Source organism: Streptomyces sp. NPDC057099, from assembly GCF_042671245.1.
Taxonomy (GTDB): domain Bacteria; phylum Actinomycetota; class Actinomycetes; order Streptomycetales; family Streptomycetaceae; genus Streptomyces; species Streptomyces purpurascens.
The window spans coordinates 29,755-48,663 of record NZ_JBHUTX010000056.1; the positions used below are offsets into that span (position 1 = coordinate 29,755).

Here is an 18,909-nt window from a genome sequence, read left to right on the forward strand (position 1 = left end):
ACGTTCGTACGTCGTGAGGGGTGGTCCCTGTCGTGGCCGACACCGGTGGTGGGTCCTTGCCGACGCTCGGGCCGGGTGCGGGGGCCTCGGCCAGTGGGCGGGGGCTGGCGCGGCGGCGTCGGCGGCGGTGGGTGCGGTTCACGGCGTTCGGGATCGCCGGGCTCGTCGTGGCGGCCGCCGGGGCCGGATGGGCCGTGTACGCGAAGCTCAGCGGGAACATCACGCCCGACGAGGCGGCGGCCGCCGAGCTCGCGCGGTACGAGAAGGAGCGGCCCACCTCGCTGGTCAGGGACGCCCGGAACATCCTGCTGATCGGCTCGGACTCGCGCGAGGGTGACGACAACGCCCGCTACGGCCGGGACTCCGGGACCGAGCGGTCGGACACCACGATCCTGCTGCACCTGTCCGCGGGCCGGAGCAGCGCCACCGCCGTCTCCCTGCCCCGGGACCTGATGGTGGAGCTGCCGGGCTGCCGGCGCCCGGACGGGTCCCGCAGCACGCCGCGGTTCGCCATGTTCAACCAGGCCTTCGCCCTGGGCGGTTCGGCCTGCACCATCCGGACCGTCGAGAAGCTCACCGACGTACGCGTCGATCACCACGTCGTCGTCGACTTCCACGGCTTCAAGGAGATGGTCGACGCGGTCGACGGTGTCGAGGTGTGCCTGCGGAAGCCGGTCGACGACCCGGCCGCCAAGCTGAGACTGCCCGCGGGACGCGTCACGCTCGACGGCGAGCAGGCCCTCGGCTACGTCCGTGCCCGCAAGTCACTCGGCGACGGCAGTGACACCGAGCGGATGGAGCGGCAGCAACGATTCCTCGGCGCACTCGTCAACAAGGTGCGCAGCAATGACGTCCTGCTGAATCCGGTGAAGCTGTATCCCGTGCTGGACGCCGCCACGTCCTCTCTCACAACGGACCCGGATCTTGCCAGCCTGCGCGGTTTGTACGAACTCGTGCGCGGCCTGCGCGACATCCCCATGGAACAAGTGCAATTTCTGACCGTCCCCCGGGAGTCGTATGCGCACGACGCCAATCGCGACCAACTCGTGGAGCCCGAGGCGGAGAAGCTGTTCGAGCGGCTGCGTATGGACTCGCCGGTGGTCGTCGCGGGGAACGTTCCGCACGGTTCTGCCCCGTTGAGGCCCACCGAATCGCGTGACGGGTCGCACGGGGATCCGTATCGGGGTCCGTTCACGAAATCCGTCGTCACCGTTTCTCCTCCACCCACGTTCCGTGGAAACACGGCAGCCGAGGACACCTGCGAGTAAAGCGGACACCAAGGCCGCCTCAAGGTAACGCGCTCTTCACCAGGAAATGGGCGAATTGCCCAGGTGTAGGAACGTGGACTTCGTCACCGTCGTCGTCCAGCGCTGAACTGGGCGGTTAGTGTGAGCGATCCCGGTGCGCCCGGCTCTGAGGACGGTCCTGAGATATCGCGCACTGTGTGACCGAGACCGAGCGCCTTGGAGGGGTAGGCGCCGCGTGCCCCGACGGAGGAATCAGACAACCGTGGACGCGCAAGGCCGTGGGCGGGCGGACGACATCGATCCCGCAGACCAGTGGGTGCTCAACCCGAACACCGGCGAATACGAAATGCGACTGCCCCCTTCCGCACCGCAGTCGGGTGTCCCCGGGCCCCGCAAACCACCGGCCTCCGATACGGACCCGTCGGCGCTCGGCTCCACGCAGCCGCTCGGCCGTTCCGCGGCGCCGGGCCGCGCCGGGCCCGAGACGCCCGGCCGTGCGGTGCCGCCGCCGCGCAGGCGCCGCGGGGCCCCGGCCCCGGAGGAACCGCTGCCGGGGCGGCGCGGTCGCCGGCCCTCCAAGAAGGCCGCGAAGAGCAAGAAGATCCTGCTGTGGACCGGCGGCGTGATGGCGTTCGTGCTGGTCGCCGGGGCGGGCGCCGCGTACTTCTACATCGAGCACCTGAACAGCAACATCGCGTCGGTCTCCGACGACGGCGCGAGCACCGGTGGCTTCGAGAAGGACAAGGCCATCAACATCCTGCTGATCGGCACCGACAAGCGCACCGGCGCGGGCAACGAGAAGTACGGCGACGCGGGCAGTGTCGGGCACGCCGACACCACGATCCTGCTGCATGTCTCCAAGGACCGCTCCAACGCGACCGCGCTGAGCATCCCCCGTGACCTGATCGTCGACATCCCGGACTGCCCGACCACGCAGGCGGACGGGTCGCAGAAGGTCATTCCGGGCACGCCGAAGACCCGCTTCAACACCAGCCTCGGCCAGGACGACCGAACCCCCAGCTGCACCATGCGGACCGTGACGGAGCTGACCGGGGTCAAGCCGGACAACTTCATGGTCGCCGACTTCAACGCGGTCAAGACGCTGACCAGCGCGGTCGGCGGGGTCGAGGTCTGTCTCGGCAAGGACATCGACGACCCGGACTCGCACCTCAAGCTGTCGAAGGGCAACCACACCATCGAGGGCGAGCAGGCGCTGGCCTTCGTGCGTACCCGGCACTCGGTCGGCTTCGGCGGCGACCTGAGCCGGATCGGGCTCCAGCAGCAGTTCCTGAGCGCGCTGATGCGCAAGCTGAAGGACAACGACACGCTCACCAGCCCCTCGAAGATGCTCGACCTGGCCGAGGCGGGCACGAAGGCGCTGACCGTCGACTCGCAGCTGTCGAGCATCGGCAAGCTGAAGGACCTCGGTCTGGAGCTGGGCAAGCTCAACACCAAGAACCTGACGTTCGCCACCACCCCGGTGATCGACAACCCGGCGGAGAAGGTCCCGACCACGGTCGTCCTCAACGAGTCGTCGGCCCCGCAGGTCTTCGACATGATCAAGAACGACGTCTCCTTCACCGCGGTCAAGGAAAAGAAGAAGAAGGAAGCCGCCGCGGTGGCCGCCCGGCTCAAGGGCACCAAGTCCGCGGCCTCCGAGGTGCGGGTGCGGATCATGAACGGCGGTGCCGTCGCCGGCAGCGCCCAGGAGACGCTCAGCTGGCTGCAGGTCGAGGAGGGCGTGACCAAGTCGGAGAACGCCGGCAACGCGCCCGCCGAGCTGGCGAAGACGACCCTCGAGTACGCCCCCGACCAGGCCGACCAGGCCCGACGCCTCGCCGACATCATGGGCCTGCCCGGGTCCGCGATGAAGCCCGGCGAGAGCGTGGACAACTCCCAGGGCGTCCCCGCGATGACCCTGACCCTCGGCAAGGACTTCAAGGGCGCGGGCTCTTCCCAGACCACCCCGACCAAGGCGCCGGCGGACGTGGACAAGTCCACGGCGGACAAGGTCGAGTGCGCCGAGTGACCTGAAGGGCCTGTCGTACGTCTCACAGGGCGTACGGCAGGCCTTTTCGGTGACACGGGGGTGGGGGAAGCAGATGGCGCGGAGCAGTGGTGTGTATGGGGAGGGGACGAAACCGGGTGCCGTCCCACGTGAGCCGGCCCCGGGCAGATCCACCGGGCCGGGCGGCGGGGACGGCAGGCGAGGCCGTCGGGCCCGCCGCGGACGCCGAGTCCTGCGCTGGTCGGCGACGACCCTCTCCCTGCTGGTCCTCGCGACCGCCGGCGCCGGTTACCTCTACTACGAGCACCTGAACGGCAACATCGAGAAGGGCCAGCGCAGCAGCGGCGACTCCAAGGCGCGGCGGGCCGCTCCGAACGCGGCCGGGCAGACGCCCCTGAACATCCTGCTGATCGGCTCCGACAGCCGTAACTCCGACGAGAACGTGAAGCTGGGCGGATCCAGGAAGGACCGCGGCACTCCGCCCCGGGGCGATGTGCAGATGCTCATCCACCTGGCCGCGGACCGCGAGAGCGCCTCCGTGGTGAGCATTCCGCGCGACACCCGGGTCGACATACCCAAGTGCACCGACCCGAAGTCCGGTCGGACGTACCCCCCGGTCAACACGATCATCAACGCCTCGCTGGCCCGGGGCGGAGCGGGCTGCACGCTGGCGACCTGGCAGAACCTCACCGGGGTCTACATCGACCACTGGATGACCATCGACTTCGCCGGCGTGGTCAAGATGGCCGACGCCATCGGCGGGGTCGAGGTGTGCGTGGAGCAGAACGTGTGGGACCGCCCGCTGCCCCGGGTGCCCGGTGGCTCCGGCCTGAAGCTGAAGGCCGGCCGGACGAAGGTCCAGGGCGAGCAGGCTCTCCAGTGGCTGCGCACCCGCCACGCCTGGGGCAGCGACCCGCTGCGGGCCAGGGCGCAGCACATGTACATGAACTCGATGATCCGCACGCTCAAGTCGCAGAACGTCTTCACCGACACCGGCCGGCTGACGGACCTGGCCGAGGCGGCCACCGAGTCGCTGCACGTGTCCGAGGAGATCGGCACGGTGAAGAAGCTGTACGACCTGGGGGCGCAGCTGAGGACGGTGCCGACGAACCGCATCACCATGACGACGCTGCCCACGGCCGCGGACCCGGAGGACGCCAACCACCTGATCCCGGCCGGCACCGACGCCGACCGGGTGTGGGAGATGATCCGCGACGACGTGCCCTTCGACGGCAAGGGCGGGAAGCCGGGCGCGAAGAAGACGAAGAAGGCCGGGAAGGCCTCCCGGGATCCGGCTGCGGCGGACGGCGAGATCGGTGTCCTGGTGCAGAACGCCACACGTTCCAGCACCCTCGGCCCGGTGAGCGGACGCGCGGGCGCCATCACTCAGTCGCTCGTGGGCAAGGGCTTCACGAAGGCCGCGGCGGACACCTCGGGCGCGCTGGCCGAGGAGCGCACCGTCGTGCGCTATCCGAGCGCCGAGCTGGCGGGCGACGCCCAGCGCGTCGCCACATCACTGGATATTCCGCTGAGTTCGGTGCGGCGCTCCACCGGCGTGTCCGGCGTCACGGTGGTCGTGGGGGCCGACTGGCGTACGGGGACGGCGTATCCGAAGCGGCCGGCGCCGAAGGCCGGAGACCTGCCCGGTGACGCGGACGCGCTCAACGGCTCGGACGCCGGTAAGTGCATGAACGTGTACGCGCCCTACCGCTGGTAGAGATTCACAGCTTGGAATTGGGCTGGATTGCCCGAATGTATGGACGTTGAATTTGTCATTCAGCGCACACCGACGTTCAACTGGGCGGATAGTGTGAGCGATCCAGTGCTTCTGTGATGACCAAGTACCCGCGCGCCTTCCGGGGGGAGAAGGCGCCGCGTGCCCCGACGGAGGAATCGGACAACCGTGGACGCGCAACGCCGTGGGCGGGGGGATCAGATGGACCCCGCAGACCAGTGGGTACTCAATCCGAACACCGGCGAATACGAACTGCGACTGAATCCATCCGCAGCGCAGTCGCGGACGGCTCCTCGTACCGCCACCGCACGCTCGACACCCGCACGTTCGGCGGCGCCTCGTGAGGGCGCTTCCCGTGGGACCGCTCCCGGTGGGGGCGCTCCGCGTGGGGGCGCGTCCCGCACCGAGGTGCCGCCGCAGCGCAGGCGGCGCGGTGCTCCCGAGGAGCCGCCGCCGGGGCGCCGCGGTGGGCGCCGGCCGGTGCAGCAGAAGCCGAACAAGGCGAAGAAGGTGCTGCTGTGGACCGGCGGCACGATGGCGTTCGTGCTGGTCGGGGTCAGTGCGGCCGGCTACTTCTACCTCCAGCACCTGGAGGGCAACGTGTCGACGACCGATGTCGGCAACGCGGGTGCCAGCAACTTCAGCAAGGACGAGGCCTTCAGCGTCCTCATCATCGGTACGGACAAGCGCACCGGCGAGGGCAACGAGGGCTACGGCGACAAGGGCAGCTCCGGGCACGCCGACACCACGATCCTGCTGCACGTCGCGAAGGACCGCTCCAACGCGACCGCGCTCAGCATCCCGCGCGACCTGATCGTGAACATCCCCGACTGCCCGACGAAACTGGAGGACGGCTCGGAGAAGGTCGTGCCGGGGATCCAGGGTGTCCGCTTCAACCGGAGCCTCGGGGAGGGCGAGCGCGACCCCGGCTGCACGATGCGCACGGTGAAGGAGAACACCGGCATCACCGTCGACCACTTCATGATGGCCGACTTCAACGCGGTGAAGACGCTGACCACGGCGGTGGAGGGGGTCGACGTGTGTGTGGAGAAGCCGGTCAACGACAAGGAGTCCAAACTCGTCCTGCCGGCGGGCGAGTCGACGGTCGAGGGCGAGCAGGCCCTCGCGTTCGTCCGTACGCGCAAGAGCTTCGGCAACAGCGGTGACCTCGACCGGATCAAGGTGCAGCAGCAGTTCCTGGGCTCGCTGATGCGCAAGATGTCCTCCAGCGACACCCTCACGAGTCCCTCGAAGCTGCTGAACCTGGCCGAGGCCGCGACGAAGGCGCTGACCGTGGACCAGGCGATCGGCAGGGTCAGCACGCTCAAGGACGTCGCCCTTGAGCTGAAGAAGGTGCCGACGAAGAACATCAGCTTCACCACGGTGCCGGTGGTGGACAACCCGGCGGAGACGGTGAAGGCGACGGTCATCGTCGACAAGTCCAAGGCGCCGCAGGTGTTCGACATGATCGAGAACGACGTCTCGCTGACCGAGGTCAAGCAGCAGGAGAAGAAGGAGAAGGACGCCCAGGCCGCCCGGCTCAAGGGCACCAAGTCCGCGGCGTCCGAGGTGCGGGTGCGGATCATGAACGGCGGTGCCGACGCCGGCAGCGCGCAGAAGACCCTCCAGTACCTCCAGGTCGAGGAGGGCGTGACCAAGTCGGACAACGCCGGCAACGCGCCCGCCGAGCTGGCGAGGACGACCCTCGAGTACGCCCCCGACCAGGCCGACCAGGCCCGCCGCCTCGCCGACATCATGGGCCTGCCCGGGTCCGCGCTGAAGCCCGGCGAGAGCGTGGACAACTCCCAGGGCCTGCCCGCGATGACCCTGACCCTCGGCAAGGACTTCAAGGGCGCCGGCGTGAAGCTCAACGCCCCGGCCGAGGCGGCGGACGTCGAGAAGTCCACCGCGGACAAGGTGAAGTGCGCTAGTTGACCCTTTGAGGGCAACTGACAGGCCCGTCGTGCGTCTAACAGGAGGCAGGGCGGGCCTGCTGCATGCGCCGGGGGGCGGAGAGGACCGGGGAAGTGACGCAGAGCGGTGTGCGGGAGGACGGTAAGCGGCAGAGCGTCCGCCACGAACCGGACCCGGGCGAGGAGAAGCCGACGACGGGCAGTCAGTCGCCCGACGGCGACGGCCGCTCGTCGGAAGGGGGCGCGGAGACGCCCGACGACGAGGGCGGGTCGGCGGGGAGTACGAGCACGCCCCATGGAGACGGCCTGCCGGCGGGAAGCGCGAGCACCCCCGACGCCGACGGCCTAGCGGCAGAAAGCACGAGCACGCCCCACGCCGACGGCCCCTCGGCGGAAAGCACGAGCACACCCGACATCGACGGCCCCCCGACAGGAAGCACGAGCACGCCCCACGCCGACGGCCCCTCGGCGGAAAGCACGAGCACACCCGACATCGACGGCCTGCCGGCGGGAAGCGCGAGCACACCCGACCCCGACGGCCCCCCGACAGGAAGCACGAGCACGCCCGACGCCGACGGCCTGCCGACAGGGAGTCCGAGCAACCCAGACGCCGACGACCTGCCGGCAGCGGGCGAGAGCACGTCCGACCGCGACAGCACATCGGCGACCACCCCGCACTCACCCGGCCGCGACGACGTGTCCGGCGGCGACGGTGGGGAGAGCGGTCGGCGGCGAGGGGGCCGGTTCCCGCGCAGGCGGCGGGTGTTGAAGTGGTCCGCTGTCGTGCTGGCCGTGCTGATACTCGGGACGGCCGGGTCCGGCTACCTCTACTACCGGCACCTCAACGGCAACATCAAGAAGGACGCCCTGAACCTCGGCGACAGCAAGGTCGCCGCTCCGACGCCCAACGCCGCCGGGCAGACCCCGCTGAACATCCTGCTCATCGGCTCCGACGCGCGGGACAGCAAGGAGAACCAGAAACTCGGCGGCGCCCGCGAGACGTTCGGCGCCACGCCCCTCGCTGACGTCCAGATGCTGCTGCACCTGTCCGCCGACCGCACCAACATGTCGGTCATCAGCATGCCCCGCGACACCCTCGTGAAGATCCCGAAGTGCACCGACCCGGACGACGGGAAGGTGTACCAGGCGACGCAGGGGCGGACGATGACCAACCAGAGCCTCGGACACGGCGGTCCGGGCTGCGCCGTGGCCACCTGGCAGGAGCTCACCGGCATCCACATCGACCACTTCATCATGGTCGACTTCGCGGGCGTGGTGTCGATGGCCGACGCCGTCGGGGGCGTCCCCGTGTGCGTCGACGCCAACATCCACTCCCGTACCTCCGACGGCAAGGGCTCGGGCCTGAAACTGGAGAAGGGCACCTCGTACATCCAGGGCGAGCAGGCCCTGCAGTGGCTGCGCACCCGCTACGGCTTCGAGGACGGCAGCGACCTCGCCCGCGCCAAGGCCCAGCACATGTACATGAACGCGATGGTCCGCCAGCTGCGCGACAACATGACGCTGAGCAGCCCGAACAAGCTCCGCAGACTGGCCGAGGAGGCCACCCGGGCCATGACGGTCGACCCGGGCCTCGACACCGTCAAGAAGCTCTACGACCTCAGCGACGAGCTGCGCAAGGTGGAGCCGAAGCGCATCACCATGACCACGATGCCCAACCGCTACGTCGGCGCCCGCGTCGAACCGACGGAGGACGCCGAGCAGTTGTTCCGGCTGGTGCGGGAGGACATCGCCCTGGACGGCAAGGACAAGGCGAAGAAGCCGGCCGCCGAGCAGGCGTCCGCCGACCCGGCCGCCGCCGACGACGAGATCGCCGTCCAGGTCCGCAACGGCACCCGCACCGACACCCTGGCCGCCGCCCGCGGACGCGCCGGCACGGTGGCCGGCCTGCTGAAGGAGGAGGGCTTCACCCAGGCCGTCGCCGACACCACCGGCTCCTGGACCGAGGACAGGACCGTCGTCCGCTACCCGAGCGCCGACCTGGAGGGCGACGCCCAGCGTCTCGCCAAGGCTCTGGGCATCCCGCTGAGTTCGGTGCAGCGGTCCACCGACGTCTCCGGCATCACCCTCGTCGTGGGCGCCGACTGGCGGGAGGGCGCGGACTACAAGGCGCCCGAGGAGAACGACGAGACCCCGAAGTCGGCCGAGGCGCTCAACGGCGCCGACGACAAGGCCTGTATGCACGTGAGCCCGGCGTTCGTCTGGGACTGAACGGCGACGGGCCCTTTCCCCGCCGAGGGAAAGGGCCCGCGTCGATACGCCGGTGATTCAGCTCGCGGAAGCGTCCGCACGGACGGCAGGCCGCCGGCTCGCGATCACCTTGCGGGCCAGCGCCCGCGGACTGGTCAGAAAGCCCCAGCCCCACGACATGTGCATGGTGGCCAGCGCCACGGGGATCTGGAGCCGCGCCTTCAGCGGCAGCCCCTTGCCCGCCGGGACCGAACCGGCGAGGATCGCCGCGAGATAGCCGCCGGGCACCACGAAGCCCCACGGGGTCAGCAGCGCGCCCACCACGATCCCGGCCGCGATCGCGCACACGGCGGTCGGCGGGGCGAGGTAGCGCAGGTTGATCGAACCCTCGTGGTAGCGGGCGACCACATGCCGCCAGCGGCCGTAGTCCTTGTACTGCTTGGCGAGGGCCTTCACGCTCGGCCGCGGCCGGTACGACACCCGCAGCTCGGGCGAGAACCAGATCAGCCCGCCGGCCTCACGGATGCGGAAGTTCAGCTCCCAGTCCTGGGCGCGGATGAACTCCACGTTGTAGCCGCCCTGCTGCTCCAGCGCCTCGCGCCGGAAGACACCGAGATAGACGGTGTCGGCCTGCTGCGCCTGGCCGCCCGTGTGGAACGCGGCGTTGCCGACCCCTATCTTCGAGGTCATCGCGGCGGCGACGGCGTGCTCCCAGTCGTTCTCGCCCTCGGCGTGCATGATGCCGCCGACGTTCTGCGCGCCGGTCTCCTCCAGGAGCCGTACGGCGGTGGCGATGTAGTTCGGCGAGAGCATGCCGTGCCCGTCGACGCGCACGACGATCGGGTGGCGGGAGGCGTTGATCGCCGCGTTGAGGGCGGCCGGCGTGCGGCCGGTCGGGTTGGGGACGGTGTGCACACGCGGGTCGTCCGCGACGAGCTGAGCCGCGATCTCGTCCGTGCGGTCCGTGGACGGACCCAGGGCGATCACGACCTCCATCTCGCCGGCGTACTCCTGCGCGAGGATCGCTTGGACTGCTCCCCGCAGATGCCGTTCCTCGTTGAGGACGGGCATGATCACGGAAACGGCGGGGTGGCGCACGTCGGGATTGGCGTTCATAGGGGGCTCACGTTACCGCGAACGGGGGACACCGTTGCGCGCCGCCGGGCCGGTACCGCGGGCTGCAGATCGTATCGGCCTACGGTGTCACGGATCCCACGTACGGCCCTCGTCCGGAGGTGTCCTCTTGCCCACGCCGCCGCGGTCCCCCCGGACCACCGCCGCCCCGCAGCGCCGCCCGCAGCCGCCCTCCGCACGCCGGCCCCCGCGCAGGCCCGTGCGGCGCGGGAAGCCGCGGTGGGGCATGCGGGCGGTGACCACGCTGTCCGTGGTGGTCCTCGCGTCCGCCGGCATCGGGCACGCGGTGGTCACGAGCCTGGACGCGGACATCGCCCGGGTCGACGCCTTCAAGGACATGAAGAACCGGCCCCAGGCGGGCCACGGCATGAACGTCCTGCTGGTCGGCACCGACGGCCGCGAGAAGATCAGCCGGGACGAGCGGCAGAAGTACCGGCTCGGCGGCGCGCCCTGCCACTGCACCGACACGATGATGATCGTGCACATCTCGGAGGACCGGGAGCGGGCGAGTGTGGTGAGCCTGCCGCGCGACTCGTACGCCGTGACGCCGGCGCATGTCGACCGTACGACGGGCAGACGGCACGAGGGCCACCCGATCAAGCTGAACGCGGCGTACGCCGAGGGCGGGGCGCCGCTGACCGTGCGGACGGTCGAGAACATGACCCGGGTGAAGATCGACCACTATCTGGAGGTCGACTTCACGAGCTTCATGAAGACCGTGGACGTGGTCGGGGGCGTGCAGATCTGCACGGCCGCCCCCCTGAACGACAGCTACACCGGACTGAACCTGCCAGCCGGGCGCCACACGCTCGAGGGCGGGCAGGCGCTGCAGTATGTGCGCGCACGCCATGTCGACGGGGCGTCGGATCTGGGCCGTATGAAACGGCAGCAGCGGTTCATGGCGGCGCTCGTGGAGCGGGTCATGTCCTCCGGGATCCTGCTGAACCCGATGAAGTTCCGGGACGTGACCCGGGCGGTGCTCGGCTCGGTCCGGGCCGACAAGGGCTTCGGCACGGACGAGATGCTGTCCCTGGGCCGCGCCATGCGGAACTTCTCCCCCTCCTCCTCCGAGTTCACGACCGTCCCGATCCAGCAGCTGGGATACGCCGTCGAGGGCGTCGGCTCGACCCTGAAGTGGGACTCCGTGAAGGCGGAGCGGCTCTTCCACGCCCTGCGCGCCGACCAGCCCCTGTCCGTGCGGCGGCCGGGCGGCGAGGCCCGGGTCGTCCCGGTCGCCCCGCAGCAGATCAGCGTCCAGGTGGAGAACGGCACCCCCACGCCCGGCCTCGGCCGCCGGGTCGACGCGGCGCTGGTCGCGACGGGCTTCCGTACGACCGGGGCCCCGGTGAACGCCGCCACCCCCGATGTGAAGCGGACGGTCGTCGTCTACGACCCCCGCTGGGACCGCTCCGCCAAGTCCCTCGCGGCGGCCCTGCCGGGCAGCGAGCTGCGCGCGGCCCCGGGTCTGGGCGCGACCCTGAAGGTCATCGCGGGCACGGACTTCGAACGCGTACGCAAGGTGCGGGCGGAGGACGCGGGGCAGGGCGAGTCGGGTGTGGTGGTGCGGGGGGACGAGGTGGCGTGCTCATGAAGCTCGTGGGTGACGCCCACGGGCCCGCGACGCACGCATGGCGGATTCCTTCCCTCCGCCCCATGGCGGGCAGCGCCGCGCAGGCGTAGGACGGAAGGCACGGGGACCGACCCCCGGCCCCCACCGTCCCCACCCCGGAGGAAGTCATGACCCAGCAGCCCGCCACCACGACCCCGCTGAGCAAGGAGATGCAGGACTGCGTCCAGGCCTGCATGGCCTGCCACAGCGTGTGCGAGGAGACCATGAGCTCCTGCCTGCAGATGGGCGGCCCGGCCCAGATGCAGATCATGCGCGCCGTCATGGACTGCGCCGAGATGACGCGCATGTGCGCCGACATGATGATGCGCCGCTCGCCGCTGTCGGCCGAGATGTGCGCGATGTGCGCCAAGGCCTGTGACATGTGCGCCGAGGCGTGTATGTCCATGCCGGACGACACCCAGATGATGCGCTGCGCCGAGGCGTGTCGTCGCTGCGCCGAGATGTGCCGCTCGATGTCGGCCGCCACGATGTGAGGACCGCCTCACGCCAAGAGGGGGCACCCGCCCGGGTGCCCCCTCTTTTCTGCTGCCGCGTGCTCAGTTGCTGGAGACGGTGACCTTCTCGTCGTTCTTCAGCTCGTTCACCAGCTGCTTCACCTTGGCGGTGTCCCACTGGAGGTTGCCGTTCGCGGCGTTGCCCGAGATCGGCATGTTCATCGACTTGCCCTCGCCGCCGCTGACGCCCTTCATCGCCCAGAACATGGACGCCAGGTCGAACAGGCCCATGTCCTTGTCGACCACGAGGGAGTCCAGGCCCGCGCCCATGGTCGGGTACAGCTTGAACGGGTTGAGGATCGTGCTCGGCGTGGCGACCTGGTTGGCCAGGGCCGACAGGAACTTCTGCTGGTTCTTCGTACGGTCCAGGTCGGAGCCCTTGAGGGCGTAGCGGGTGCGGACGAAGGCGAGGGCCTGCTCGCCGGTCAGCGTCTGCTTGCCCTTCTTGAAGTCCGCGCCGGACTTGGTGTCCTTGATGTCCTGCGGGATGTCCATCTCGACACCGCCGACCGCGTCGACGATGCTCGCGAAGCCGCCGAAGCCGATCTCCACGTAGTGGTCGATGTGCAGGTCCGTGTTGGCCTCGACGGTACGGACCAGCAGCTCCGGGCCGTCCTCCGCGTACGCCGCGTTCAGCTTCGTCTGGCGGCCGGTGCCGGGGTAGACCTTCCCGGAGTCGGAGCCCTTGAAGGACGGGATCGTGACGTTCGAGTCACGCGGCAGGGAGATCAGCGTCGGGCCGTTGCTGCCGGTGTGCAGGATCATCATCGAGTCCGTGCGCTTGCCCTCGGCGGAGCCGGTGCGGAGTCTCTTCTTCTCCTCGGCCGACATGCCCGCGCGGCTGTCGGAGCCGACGATCAGGTAGTTGGTGCCCTCGCCCGCCTCCGGCCGCTCGATGACCTGCGACAGGTCGACGTCGCGGTTGAGCTTGGAGTCGGCCCAGAAGTACGTGGCGACGCTCGTCACCACCAGCACCGTCACCAGCGTGATGGTCGTCACCTTGATACGGCGGCGCCAGTTCGGCGCGGGACGCGGCTCGTACATGCCGTCGCCCGGGCCGCCGGGCCCTCTGCCACCGGGGGCGCCGTAGACCTGGCCGGTGTTGTAGCCGCTGTCGTAGCCGTCGCCGGGGCCGCCGTAGCCGCCGTCGACGTACGACGGCTGCTGCGGTACTCCGCCGGCGCCGTACGGCGGGGCACCGCCGTACCCGGCCTGCCCGGGCGACGGCGCCGGGCCACGGCGGACCTGCCGCATGACGCGGGCGCTCTCGGGCTGTGCGCTCGAGCTTCCGTGTCCGTAGCGGTTGCCGCGGTTGTCGTCGGACCGCCCCTCGGGCCAAGTGTTCATGCGCCCCAGTGTGCAGGTCCCGGTAGTGCGCCATACAAGAGTCGTCGGAAAATCAGAGCACGGCTGTGGCGAAGCTGACACAAAACGTCCCCATAGCGCCGCGGCATAGGGTGGGGGCCATGACAGACCAGGCCCCAGCTGCGGATTCCGGCAGTCCGGATATCCCGGGCAAGCCGACTTCGGCGTCCCGCACCACCCTCAGCCACATCATGACCCACAACGACACGAACCTGCTGGGGACCGTGCACGGCGGGGTGATCATGAAGCTGGTCGACGACGCGGCGGGGGCCGTGGCCGGGCGGCACTCCGGTGGCCCGGCGGTCACCGCGTCGATGGACGAGATGGCGTTCCTCGAACCGGTCAGCGTCGGCGACCTGGTCCACGTCAAGGCGCAGGTCAACTGGACCGGTCGGACGTCCATGGAGGTCGGCGTCCGGGTCCTGGCCGAACGCTGGAACGAGTCCGCCCCGCCCACCCAGGTCGGCTCCGCCTACCTCGTCTTCGCCGGCGTCGACGCCGACGGCAAGCCCCGCCGGGTGCCACCGGTCCTCCCGGAGACCGAACGCGACAAGCGCCGCTACCAGGAGGCCCAGATCCGCCGCACCCACCGCCTGGCCCGCCGCCGCGCGATCATGGAGCTGCGGGAGAAGCGGGCGGCGGAGGGGTTCGAGGACTGACTCGGCTCACTGAGCCGACGCCGCAGCTGTCATCCCCGTCATGCCTGCCAATTGGGCCCGGTGCCGACTGGCTCCCAAGGTGCCGTCGATCGCTAACCGCGCGCGGTCCGGGGCGTCCGGCATCAGGTCCGCGTAGTACCGCTCGGTGAAGCTCACCGACGCATGCCCCAGCCATGCCGAGACCTCCGAAACCGCCACGCCCTGACTCAGAAGGGATGCGGCGTAGAAGTGCCGAAGGCTGTGGGACTTGAAGTAGTCGACGTCAGCCGCTGCCAGTGCGGGGCGCCAGATCCTCCCGTACCAGTAGTAGGGGTAGAGCAGGCCAGTACCTGTCGCATTGCTGAACAGCAGCTGCTCCTCGCCCCAGGGGGCGTGGTCCCTGAGGTGACGGCGCAGCGCCAAGGCCACTACGTCCGGCAGCGGCACTCGGCGCCCCTGCTCGCCGTCCTCACGCCACTTGACGTGGCGCAGTTGCATGCTGCCGTACCGTCCGGATCCGGTGTCCCTATCGCAGGCGACCTGCCGGTCGACGACGATCAGCCGGTCGGCAAAGGAGATGCGATCACGTCCGAGGCCCATGGCCTCTCCGAGCCTCAACCCGCACCCGGCCATGAGCCAGAACATGCAGCGGTACCGCTCCGGTGCGGCCGCAATGACGGAGAGCACCGTCTCGGTGCTGGGGATGCAGATCTCCGCGCGCTGGTCCCGGTGCGCTCGTGAGCGGCTCACGGGGAGTTCCACGGGCCCGCACGGGTTGGTATCGGTCAATCCGAGCTCCATCGCCCACATGAACACCGACTTAAGAATGTTGAACCGGAATCGAAGGGTGGAGGGCTTGTAGCCGCGGTGGTGGATCATCCAGTCCACCCACTTCTCCACCTGTGCCGACGTGATGCCCCTGATGCCGTCGGCACCGAAGAACGGCTCGACAGTCCTGGTCAGCATCGTCCGGTACTGCTTGACGCTGCTGTTCTCCACCCCTCGCGTCGTTGCCCACCGTTCGAAGACCGCCGCAAGCGACTCACCGTCCGTCGCTCCGCTCTCGTTTCGCGACACGTGTGCCGCCCCCCTCCAGATACCGCTTGGCCTTGTCGGTCAGGCGGTCCGCTGGCCTGCCCGGCGGTCCGTCGAGGAAGCCCATGGCACGTGCCCGCCGGATACGGCCACTGATGGTGTTCCGGCTGAGCCCCCACGCGGTCGCGAGCCGTGTGACGGGGCTCCGATAGCCCTGGTGGACGAGATGCACGTATTCACGGGCCATCAAGGCATAGTCACGCTCTGTCTCGACCCGATGGACCACCGCCGCAGTGGTGGCCTCGTCAGCCGACCGACCGAGGCGGGTCCGCAGTTCCTTCGCCGTCCTGCGGATCTCCGCCAAGGAGATCGAGCGCATGAGTTCCGCTGTGATGCCGTCCGTGGCGACCTCGGCTCGCGGGTCGTCGGGCGGATCGATACGGAGGCTCGCCGGGCCGTCCCACGGGGCGCTGAGCAAGGTGACGACAGTCAGTTTCCAGCCGTGCAACTCAGCTTCGTGCACAAGCTGTTCCCCATCCAGACGCCAGCCCTCGGGCAAGTCCCCACTCGAAGATGCTGCGGTCACAGGTCGAAAGTAGCGCGGCCACGACAGCCGCCGTGGACCGGGAAGTCCCCGGCCGCGTGAAAAAGATAAAACCCGATACACGGTCTATGCCATGTTCCGTGTACACACTCACCGAAAAGAGTGAAGGGTGCCCAGCCTCTGGGCACCCTTCGACCGTCAGCTCACCAGCCGTTACGGCAGGTTGCGGGCAATGACGATCCGCTGCACCTGGTTCGTTCCTTCGTATATTTGTGTGATTTTGGCGTCGCGCATCATGCGCTCCACCGGGTAGTCACGCGTGTAGCCGTAGCCGCCGAGGAGTTGGACGGCGTCCGTGGTGACCTCCATGGCCACGTCCGAGGCGAAGCACTTGGCGGCGGCGCCCTGGTAGGTGAGGTCGGCGTCGCCGCGCTCGGAGGCGGCGGCGGCCTGGTAGGTCAGGGCGCGGGCGGCCGAGATCTTCATGGCCATGTCGGCGAGCATGAACTGGATGCCCTGGAAGTCGGCGATCGCCTTGCCGAACTGCTTGCGCTCCTGGACGTAGCCCTTGGCGTAGTCCAGCGCGCCCTGCGCGATGCCGAGGGCCTGGGCGGCGATGGTGATGCGGGTGTGGTCGAGGGTCTTCATCGCCGTGGCGAAGCCGGTGCCCTCCTCGCCGATCATGCGGTCGGCGGGGATGCGGACGTTGTCGAGGTAGACCTCGCGGGTCGGGGAGCCCTTGATGCCGAGCTTCTTCTCGGGGGCGCCGAAGGAGACGCCCTCGTCGGACTTCTCGACGACGAAGGCCGAGATGCCCTTGGAGCGCTTGGCCGGGTCCGTGACGGCCATCACCGTGTAGTACTCGGACTCGCCGGCGTTGGTGATCCAGCGCTTCACGCCGTTGAGGATCCAGTGGTCGCCGTCGCGGACGGCCTTCGTCTTCATGCCGGCGGCGTCGGAGCCGGCGTCCGGCTCGGACAGGCAGTACGAGAACATGCCGTCGCCCTTGGCGAGCGGGGTCATGTACCGCTTCTTGAGGTCCTCGGAGCCGGAGAGGATCACCGGGAGGGAGCCCAGCTTGTTCACCGCGGGGATGAGGGAGGACGAGGCGCAGACGCGCGCGACCTCCTCGATGACGATGACGGTGGCCAGCGCGTCGGCGCCCGAGCCGCCGTACTCCTCGGGTACGTGCACGGCGTGCAGGTCGTTGCCGGTCAGCGCGTCGAGCGCCTCCTGCGGGAAGCGGGCTTCCTCGTCCACCGCGGCGGCGTACGGCGCGATCTTCGCCTCGGCCAGGGAGCGGACGGCGTCACGGAGCATGTCGTGCTCCTCGGACGGGCGGTACAGGTCGAAGTCAGCCGATCCGGCCAAGGTCTCTCACGCTCCAAAACGCTGCGATGCTGACGCTAACTACCGTTAAGTAATCAAAAGTTTATGGGGTCGCCCCCGGGAGTGATACGTGAGCTAGACGACAGCGGGAAGTTGCCCCGTGAAGCGCGCTCCCATGCCCCGGCTATGCTCGGGCGCGCACCACATGCCGTAGACCCCTGGAGCACCTCATGGCCCTGAAGATCACCGTGATCGGCACCGGTTATCTCGGCGCGACACACGCGGCGGCCATGGCCGAGCTGGGCTTCGAGGTCCTGGCCCTCGACGTGGTGCCCGAGAAGATCGAGAAGCTGGAGCGCGCCGAGGCCCCGATGTACGAGCCGGGGCTGGAGGAGCTGTTGCGCCGGCACGTCGCCGGCATCGAGGGCTCCAGCGGGCGGCTGCGCTTCACCCAGGACTGGGCCGAGGTCGGTGCGTTCGGGGATGTGCACTTCGTCTGCGTGAACACTCCGCAGCGGCACGGCGAGTACGCCTGTGACATGTCCTACGTCGATTCCGCGATCGCTTCCCTCGCCCCGCATCTGCACGGGCCGGCCCTGGTCGTGGGCAAGTCGACGGTGCCCGTGGGTTCCGCGGACCGGCTCGCCGCCTATCTGGCCGCGCACGCGCCCGCCGGTGCGGACGCCGAGCTGGCCTGGAACCCGGAGTTCCTGCGGGAGGGCTTCGCGGTCGACGACACGCTGCATCCCGACCGGCTTGTGGTGGGTGTGCGCAGCGAGCGCGCCGAGAAGCTGCTGCGGGAGGTGTACGCCACGCCGATCGCGGAGGGCTCGCCGTTCGTGGTGACGGACTTCCCGACCTCCGAGCTGGTGAAGACCTCGGCGAACTCCTTCCTCGCCACGAAGATCTCGTTCATCAACGCGATGGCGGAGGTGTGCGAGGCCGCGGGCGGTGACGTCGCCAAGCTGGCGGAGGCCATCGGTTACGACGACCGGATCGGCAAGAAGTTCCTGCGGGCCGGGATCGGCTTCGGCGGCGGCTGCCTGCCGAAGGACATCCGGGCGTTCATGGCGCGCGCCGGTGAGCTGGGCGCGGACCAGGCGCTGACCTTCCTGCGGGAGATCGACTCCATCAACATGCGCCAGCGCGGGCAGATGGTGGAGCTGGCGCGGCAGGCGCTGGGCGGCGGGCCGTTCCTCGGCAAACGGGTGGCGGTGCTGGGCGCGACCTTCAAGCCGGACTCGGACGACGTACGGGACTCCCCCGCGCTGAACGTCGCCGGGCAGATCCACCTCCAGGGCGGCCAGGTCACGGTCTACGACCCCAAGGGCATGGAAAATGCCCGCCGGGTCTTCCCGACCCTCGGCTACGCGGACTCGGCACTGGAGGCCGTCCGGGGCGCCGACATAGTGCTGCATCTGACGGAGTGGCGGGAGTTCCGGGAGCTGGACGCGGAGGCCCTCGGCGAAGTCGCCGCGACCCGCCTCATCCTGGACGGCCGCAACGCCCTCGACCCGGACCGCTGGCGCAAGGCCGGCTGGACGTACCGCGCGATGGGGCGCCCCAAGGCCTGAAGACGCCTGAAGACACCTGCGGAAAGGTGACGCCGGTTCGGCCGAGGCTCAGTCG

At 69.5% G+C, this 18,909-nt stretch carries 14 protein-coding genes; 9 read left to right on the plus strand and 5 right to left on the minus strand.

The window, feature by feature from the left end:
• The first annotated feature begins 32 nt into the window (after nucleotides 1-32).
• From ACFT4A_RS37420 to ACFT4A_RS37440, 5 genes are all read left to right on the plus strand, one after another.
• Nucleotides 33-1,268 (plus strand): LCP family protein, encoded by a 1,236-nt coding sequence (locus tag ACFT4A_RS37420; RefSeq protein ID WP_382839708.1) that lies wholly within the window; start codon nucleotides 33-35, stop codon nucleotides 1,266-1,268.
• A gap of 241 nt (nucleotides 1,269-1,509) precedes the next feature.
• A complete protein-coding gene (locus ACFT4A_RS37425; protein ID WP_382839711.1) occupies nucleotides 1,510-3,276 on the plus strand; it encodes an LCP family protein in 1,767 nt (588 codons plus the stop codon).
• Nucleotides 3,277-3,349: 73 nt separating this feature from the next.
• Entirely contained in the window at nucleotides 3,350-4,972 is a 1,623-nt protein-coding gene (locus ACFT4A_RS37430; RefSeq protein WP_382839713.1) for an LCP family protein, read from the plus strand.
• A 186-nt stretch (nucleotides 4,973-5,158) separates the two neighbouring features.
• The gene (locus ACFT4A_RS37435) at nucleotides 5,159-6,925 is read left to right on the plus strand and encodes an LCP family protein (protein WP_382839716.1); all 1,767 of its coding nucleotides are present in this window, start codon (nucleotides 5,159-5,161) and stop codon (nucleotides 6,923-6,925) included.
• Between the two features lie 674 nt (nucleotides 6,926-7,599).
• Nucleotides 7,600-9,132 (plus strand): LCP family protein, encoded by a 1,533-nt coding sequence (locus ACFT4A_RS37440; RefSeq protein WP_382839733.1) that lies wholly within the window; start codon nucleotides 7,600-7,602, stop codon nucleotides 9,130-9,132.
• 57 nt (nucleotides 9,133-9,189) lie between these two features.
• Here ACFT4A_RS37440 and ACFT4A_RS37445 read toward each other — a convergent pair whose 3' ends face one another.
• The gene (locus ACFT4A_RS37445) at nucleotides 9,190-10,227 is read right to left on the minus strand and encodes a glycosyltransferase family 2 protein (protein ID WP_189726725.1); all 1,038 of its coding nucleotides are present in this window, start codon (nucleotides 10,225-10,227) and stop codon (nucleotides 9,190-9,192) included.
• Between the two features lie 244 nt (nucleotides 10,228-10,471).
• Here ACFT4A_RS37445 and ACFT4A_RS37450 point away from each other — a divergent pair, with 244 nt between their 5' ends.
• Together ACFT4A_RS37450 and ACFT4A_RS37455 are read left to right on the plus strand one after the other, a co-directional pair.
• Complete coding sequence (locus ACFT4A_RS37450) at nucleotides 10,472-11,836, plus strand: LCP family protein (RefSeq protein WP_382839735.1); 1,365 nt, start codon at nucleotides 10,472-10,474, stop codon at nucleotides 11,834-11,836.
• A gap of 146 nt (nucleotides 11,837-11,982) precedes the next feature.
• Nucleotides 11,983-12,348, plus strand: coding sequence for a four-helix bundle copper-binding protein (locus tag ACFT4A_RS37455; RefSeq protein ID WP_382595532.1), 366 nt, complete (start codon nucleotides 11,983-11,985; stop codon nucleotides 12,346-12,348).
• Between the two features lie 63 nt (nucleotides 12,349-12,411).
• Here the strand turns inward: ACFT4A_RS37455 and ACFT4A_RS37460 are convergent, their stop codons facing one another.
• Complete coding sequence (locus tag ACFT4A_RS37460; protein WP_382839719.1) at nucleotides 12,412-13,716, minus strand: LCP family protein; 1,305 nt, start codon at nucleotides 13,714-13,716, stop codon at nucleotides 12,412-12,414.
• Between the two features lie 119 nt (nucleotides 13,717-13,835).
• Between ACFT4A_RS37460 and ACFT4A_RS37465 the strand changes: the two genes are divergently transcribed.
• A complete protein-coding gene (locus ACFT4A_RS37465; protein ID WP_382839721.1) occupies nucleotides 13,836-14,393 on the plus strand; it encodes an acyl-CoA thioesterase in 558 nt (185 codons plus the stop codon).
• Between the two features lie 6 nt (nucleotides 14,394-14,399).
• Here the strand turns inward: ACFT4A_RS37465 and ACFT4A_RS37470 are convergent, their stop codons facing one another.
• The 3 genes from ACFT4A_RS37470 to ACFT4A_RS37480 all read right to left on the minus strand — a co-directional run bounded on the left by ACFT4A_RS37470 (nucleotide 14,400) and on the right by ACFT4A_RS37480 (nucleotide 17,322).
• Nucleotides 14,400-15,371, minus strand: coding sequence for a tyrosine-type recombinase/integrase (locus ACFT4A_RS37470; protein WP_382839724.1), 972 nt, complete (start codon nucleotides 15,369-15,371; stop codon nucleotides 14,400-14,402).
• Nucleotides 15,372-15,414: 43 nt separating this feature from the next.
• Nucleotides 15,415-15,966, minus strand: a complete 552-nt coding sequence (locus ACFT4A_RS37475) for a hypothetical protein (protein ID WP_382839726.1) — start codon at nucleotides 15,964-15,966, stop codon at nucleotides 15,415-15,417.
• Between the two features lie 198 nt (nucleotides 15,967-16,164).
• Nucleotides 16,165-17,322, minus strand: a complete 1,158-nt coding sequence (locus ACFT4A_RS37480; protein ID WP_382839729.1) for an acyl-CoA dehydrogenase — start codon at nucleotides 17,320-17,322, stop codon at nucleotides 16,165-16,167.
• Nucleotides 17,323-17,510: 188 nt separating this feature from the next.
• On the opposite strand from ACFT4A_RS37480, the gene ACFT4A_RS37485 reads away from it, so the two are divergent.
• On the plus strand, nucleotides 17,511-18,854 hold the full coding sequence (locus tag ACFT4A_RS37485) for a UDP-glucose dehydrogenase family protein (RefSeq protein ID WP_382839731.1): 1,344 nt from the start codon (nucleotides 17,511-17,513) through the stop codon (nucleotides 18,852-18,854).
• Nucleotides 18,855-18,909 lie beyond the last annotated feature (55 nt).

Coding starts and splice junctions, on each gene's coding strand:
- ACFT4A_RS37430 (WP_382839713.1), top strand. CDS start 3,350: ATGGCGCGGAGCAGTGGTGTGTATGGGGAGGGGACGAAACCGGGTGCC.
- ACFT4A_RS37445 (WP_189726725.1), bottom strand. CDS start 10,227: ATGAACGCCAATCCCGACGTGCGCCACCCCGCCGTTTCCGTGATCATG.
- ACFT4A_RS37450 (WP_382839735.1), top strand. CDS start 10,472: ATGCGGGCGGTGACCACGCTGTCCGTGGTGGTCCTCGCGTCCGCCGGC.
- ACFT4A_RS37455 (WP_382595532.1), top strand. CDS start 11,983: ATGACCCAGCAGCCCGCCACCACGACCCCGCTGAGCAAGGAGATGCAG.
- ACFT4A_RS37460 (WP_382839719.1), bottom strand. CDS start 13,716: ATGAACACTTGGCCCGAGGGGCGGTCCGACGACAACCGCGGCAACCGC.
- ACFT4A_RS37465 (WP_382839721.1), top strand. CDS start 13,836: ATGACAGACCAGGCCCCAGCTGCGGATTCCGGCAGTCCGGATATCCCG.
- ACFT4A_RS37485 (WP_382839731.1), top strand. CDS start 17,511: ATGGCCCTGAAGATCACCGTGATCGGCACCGGTTATCTCGGCGCGACA.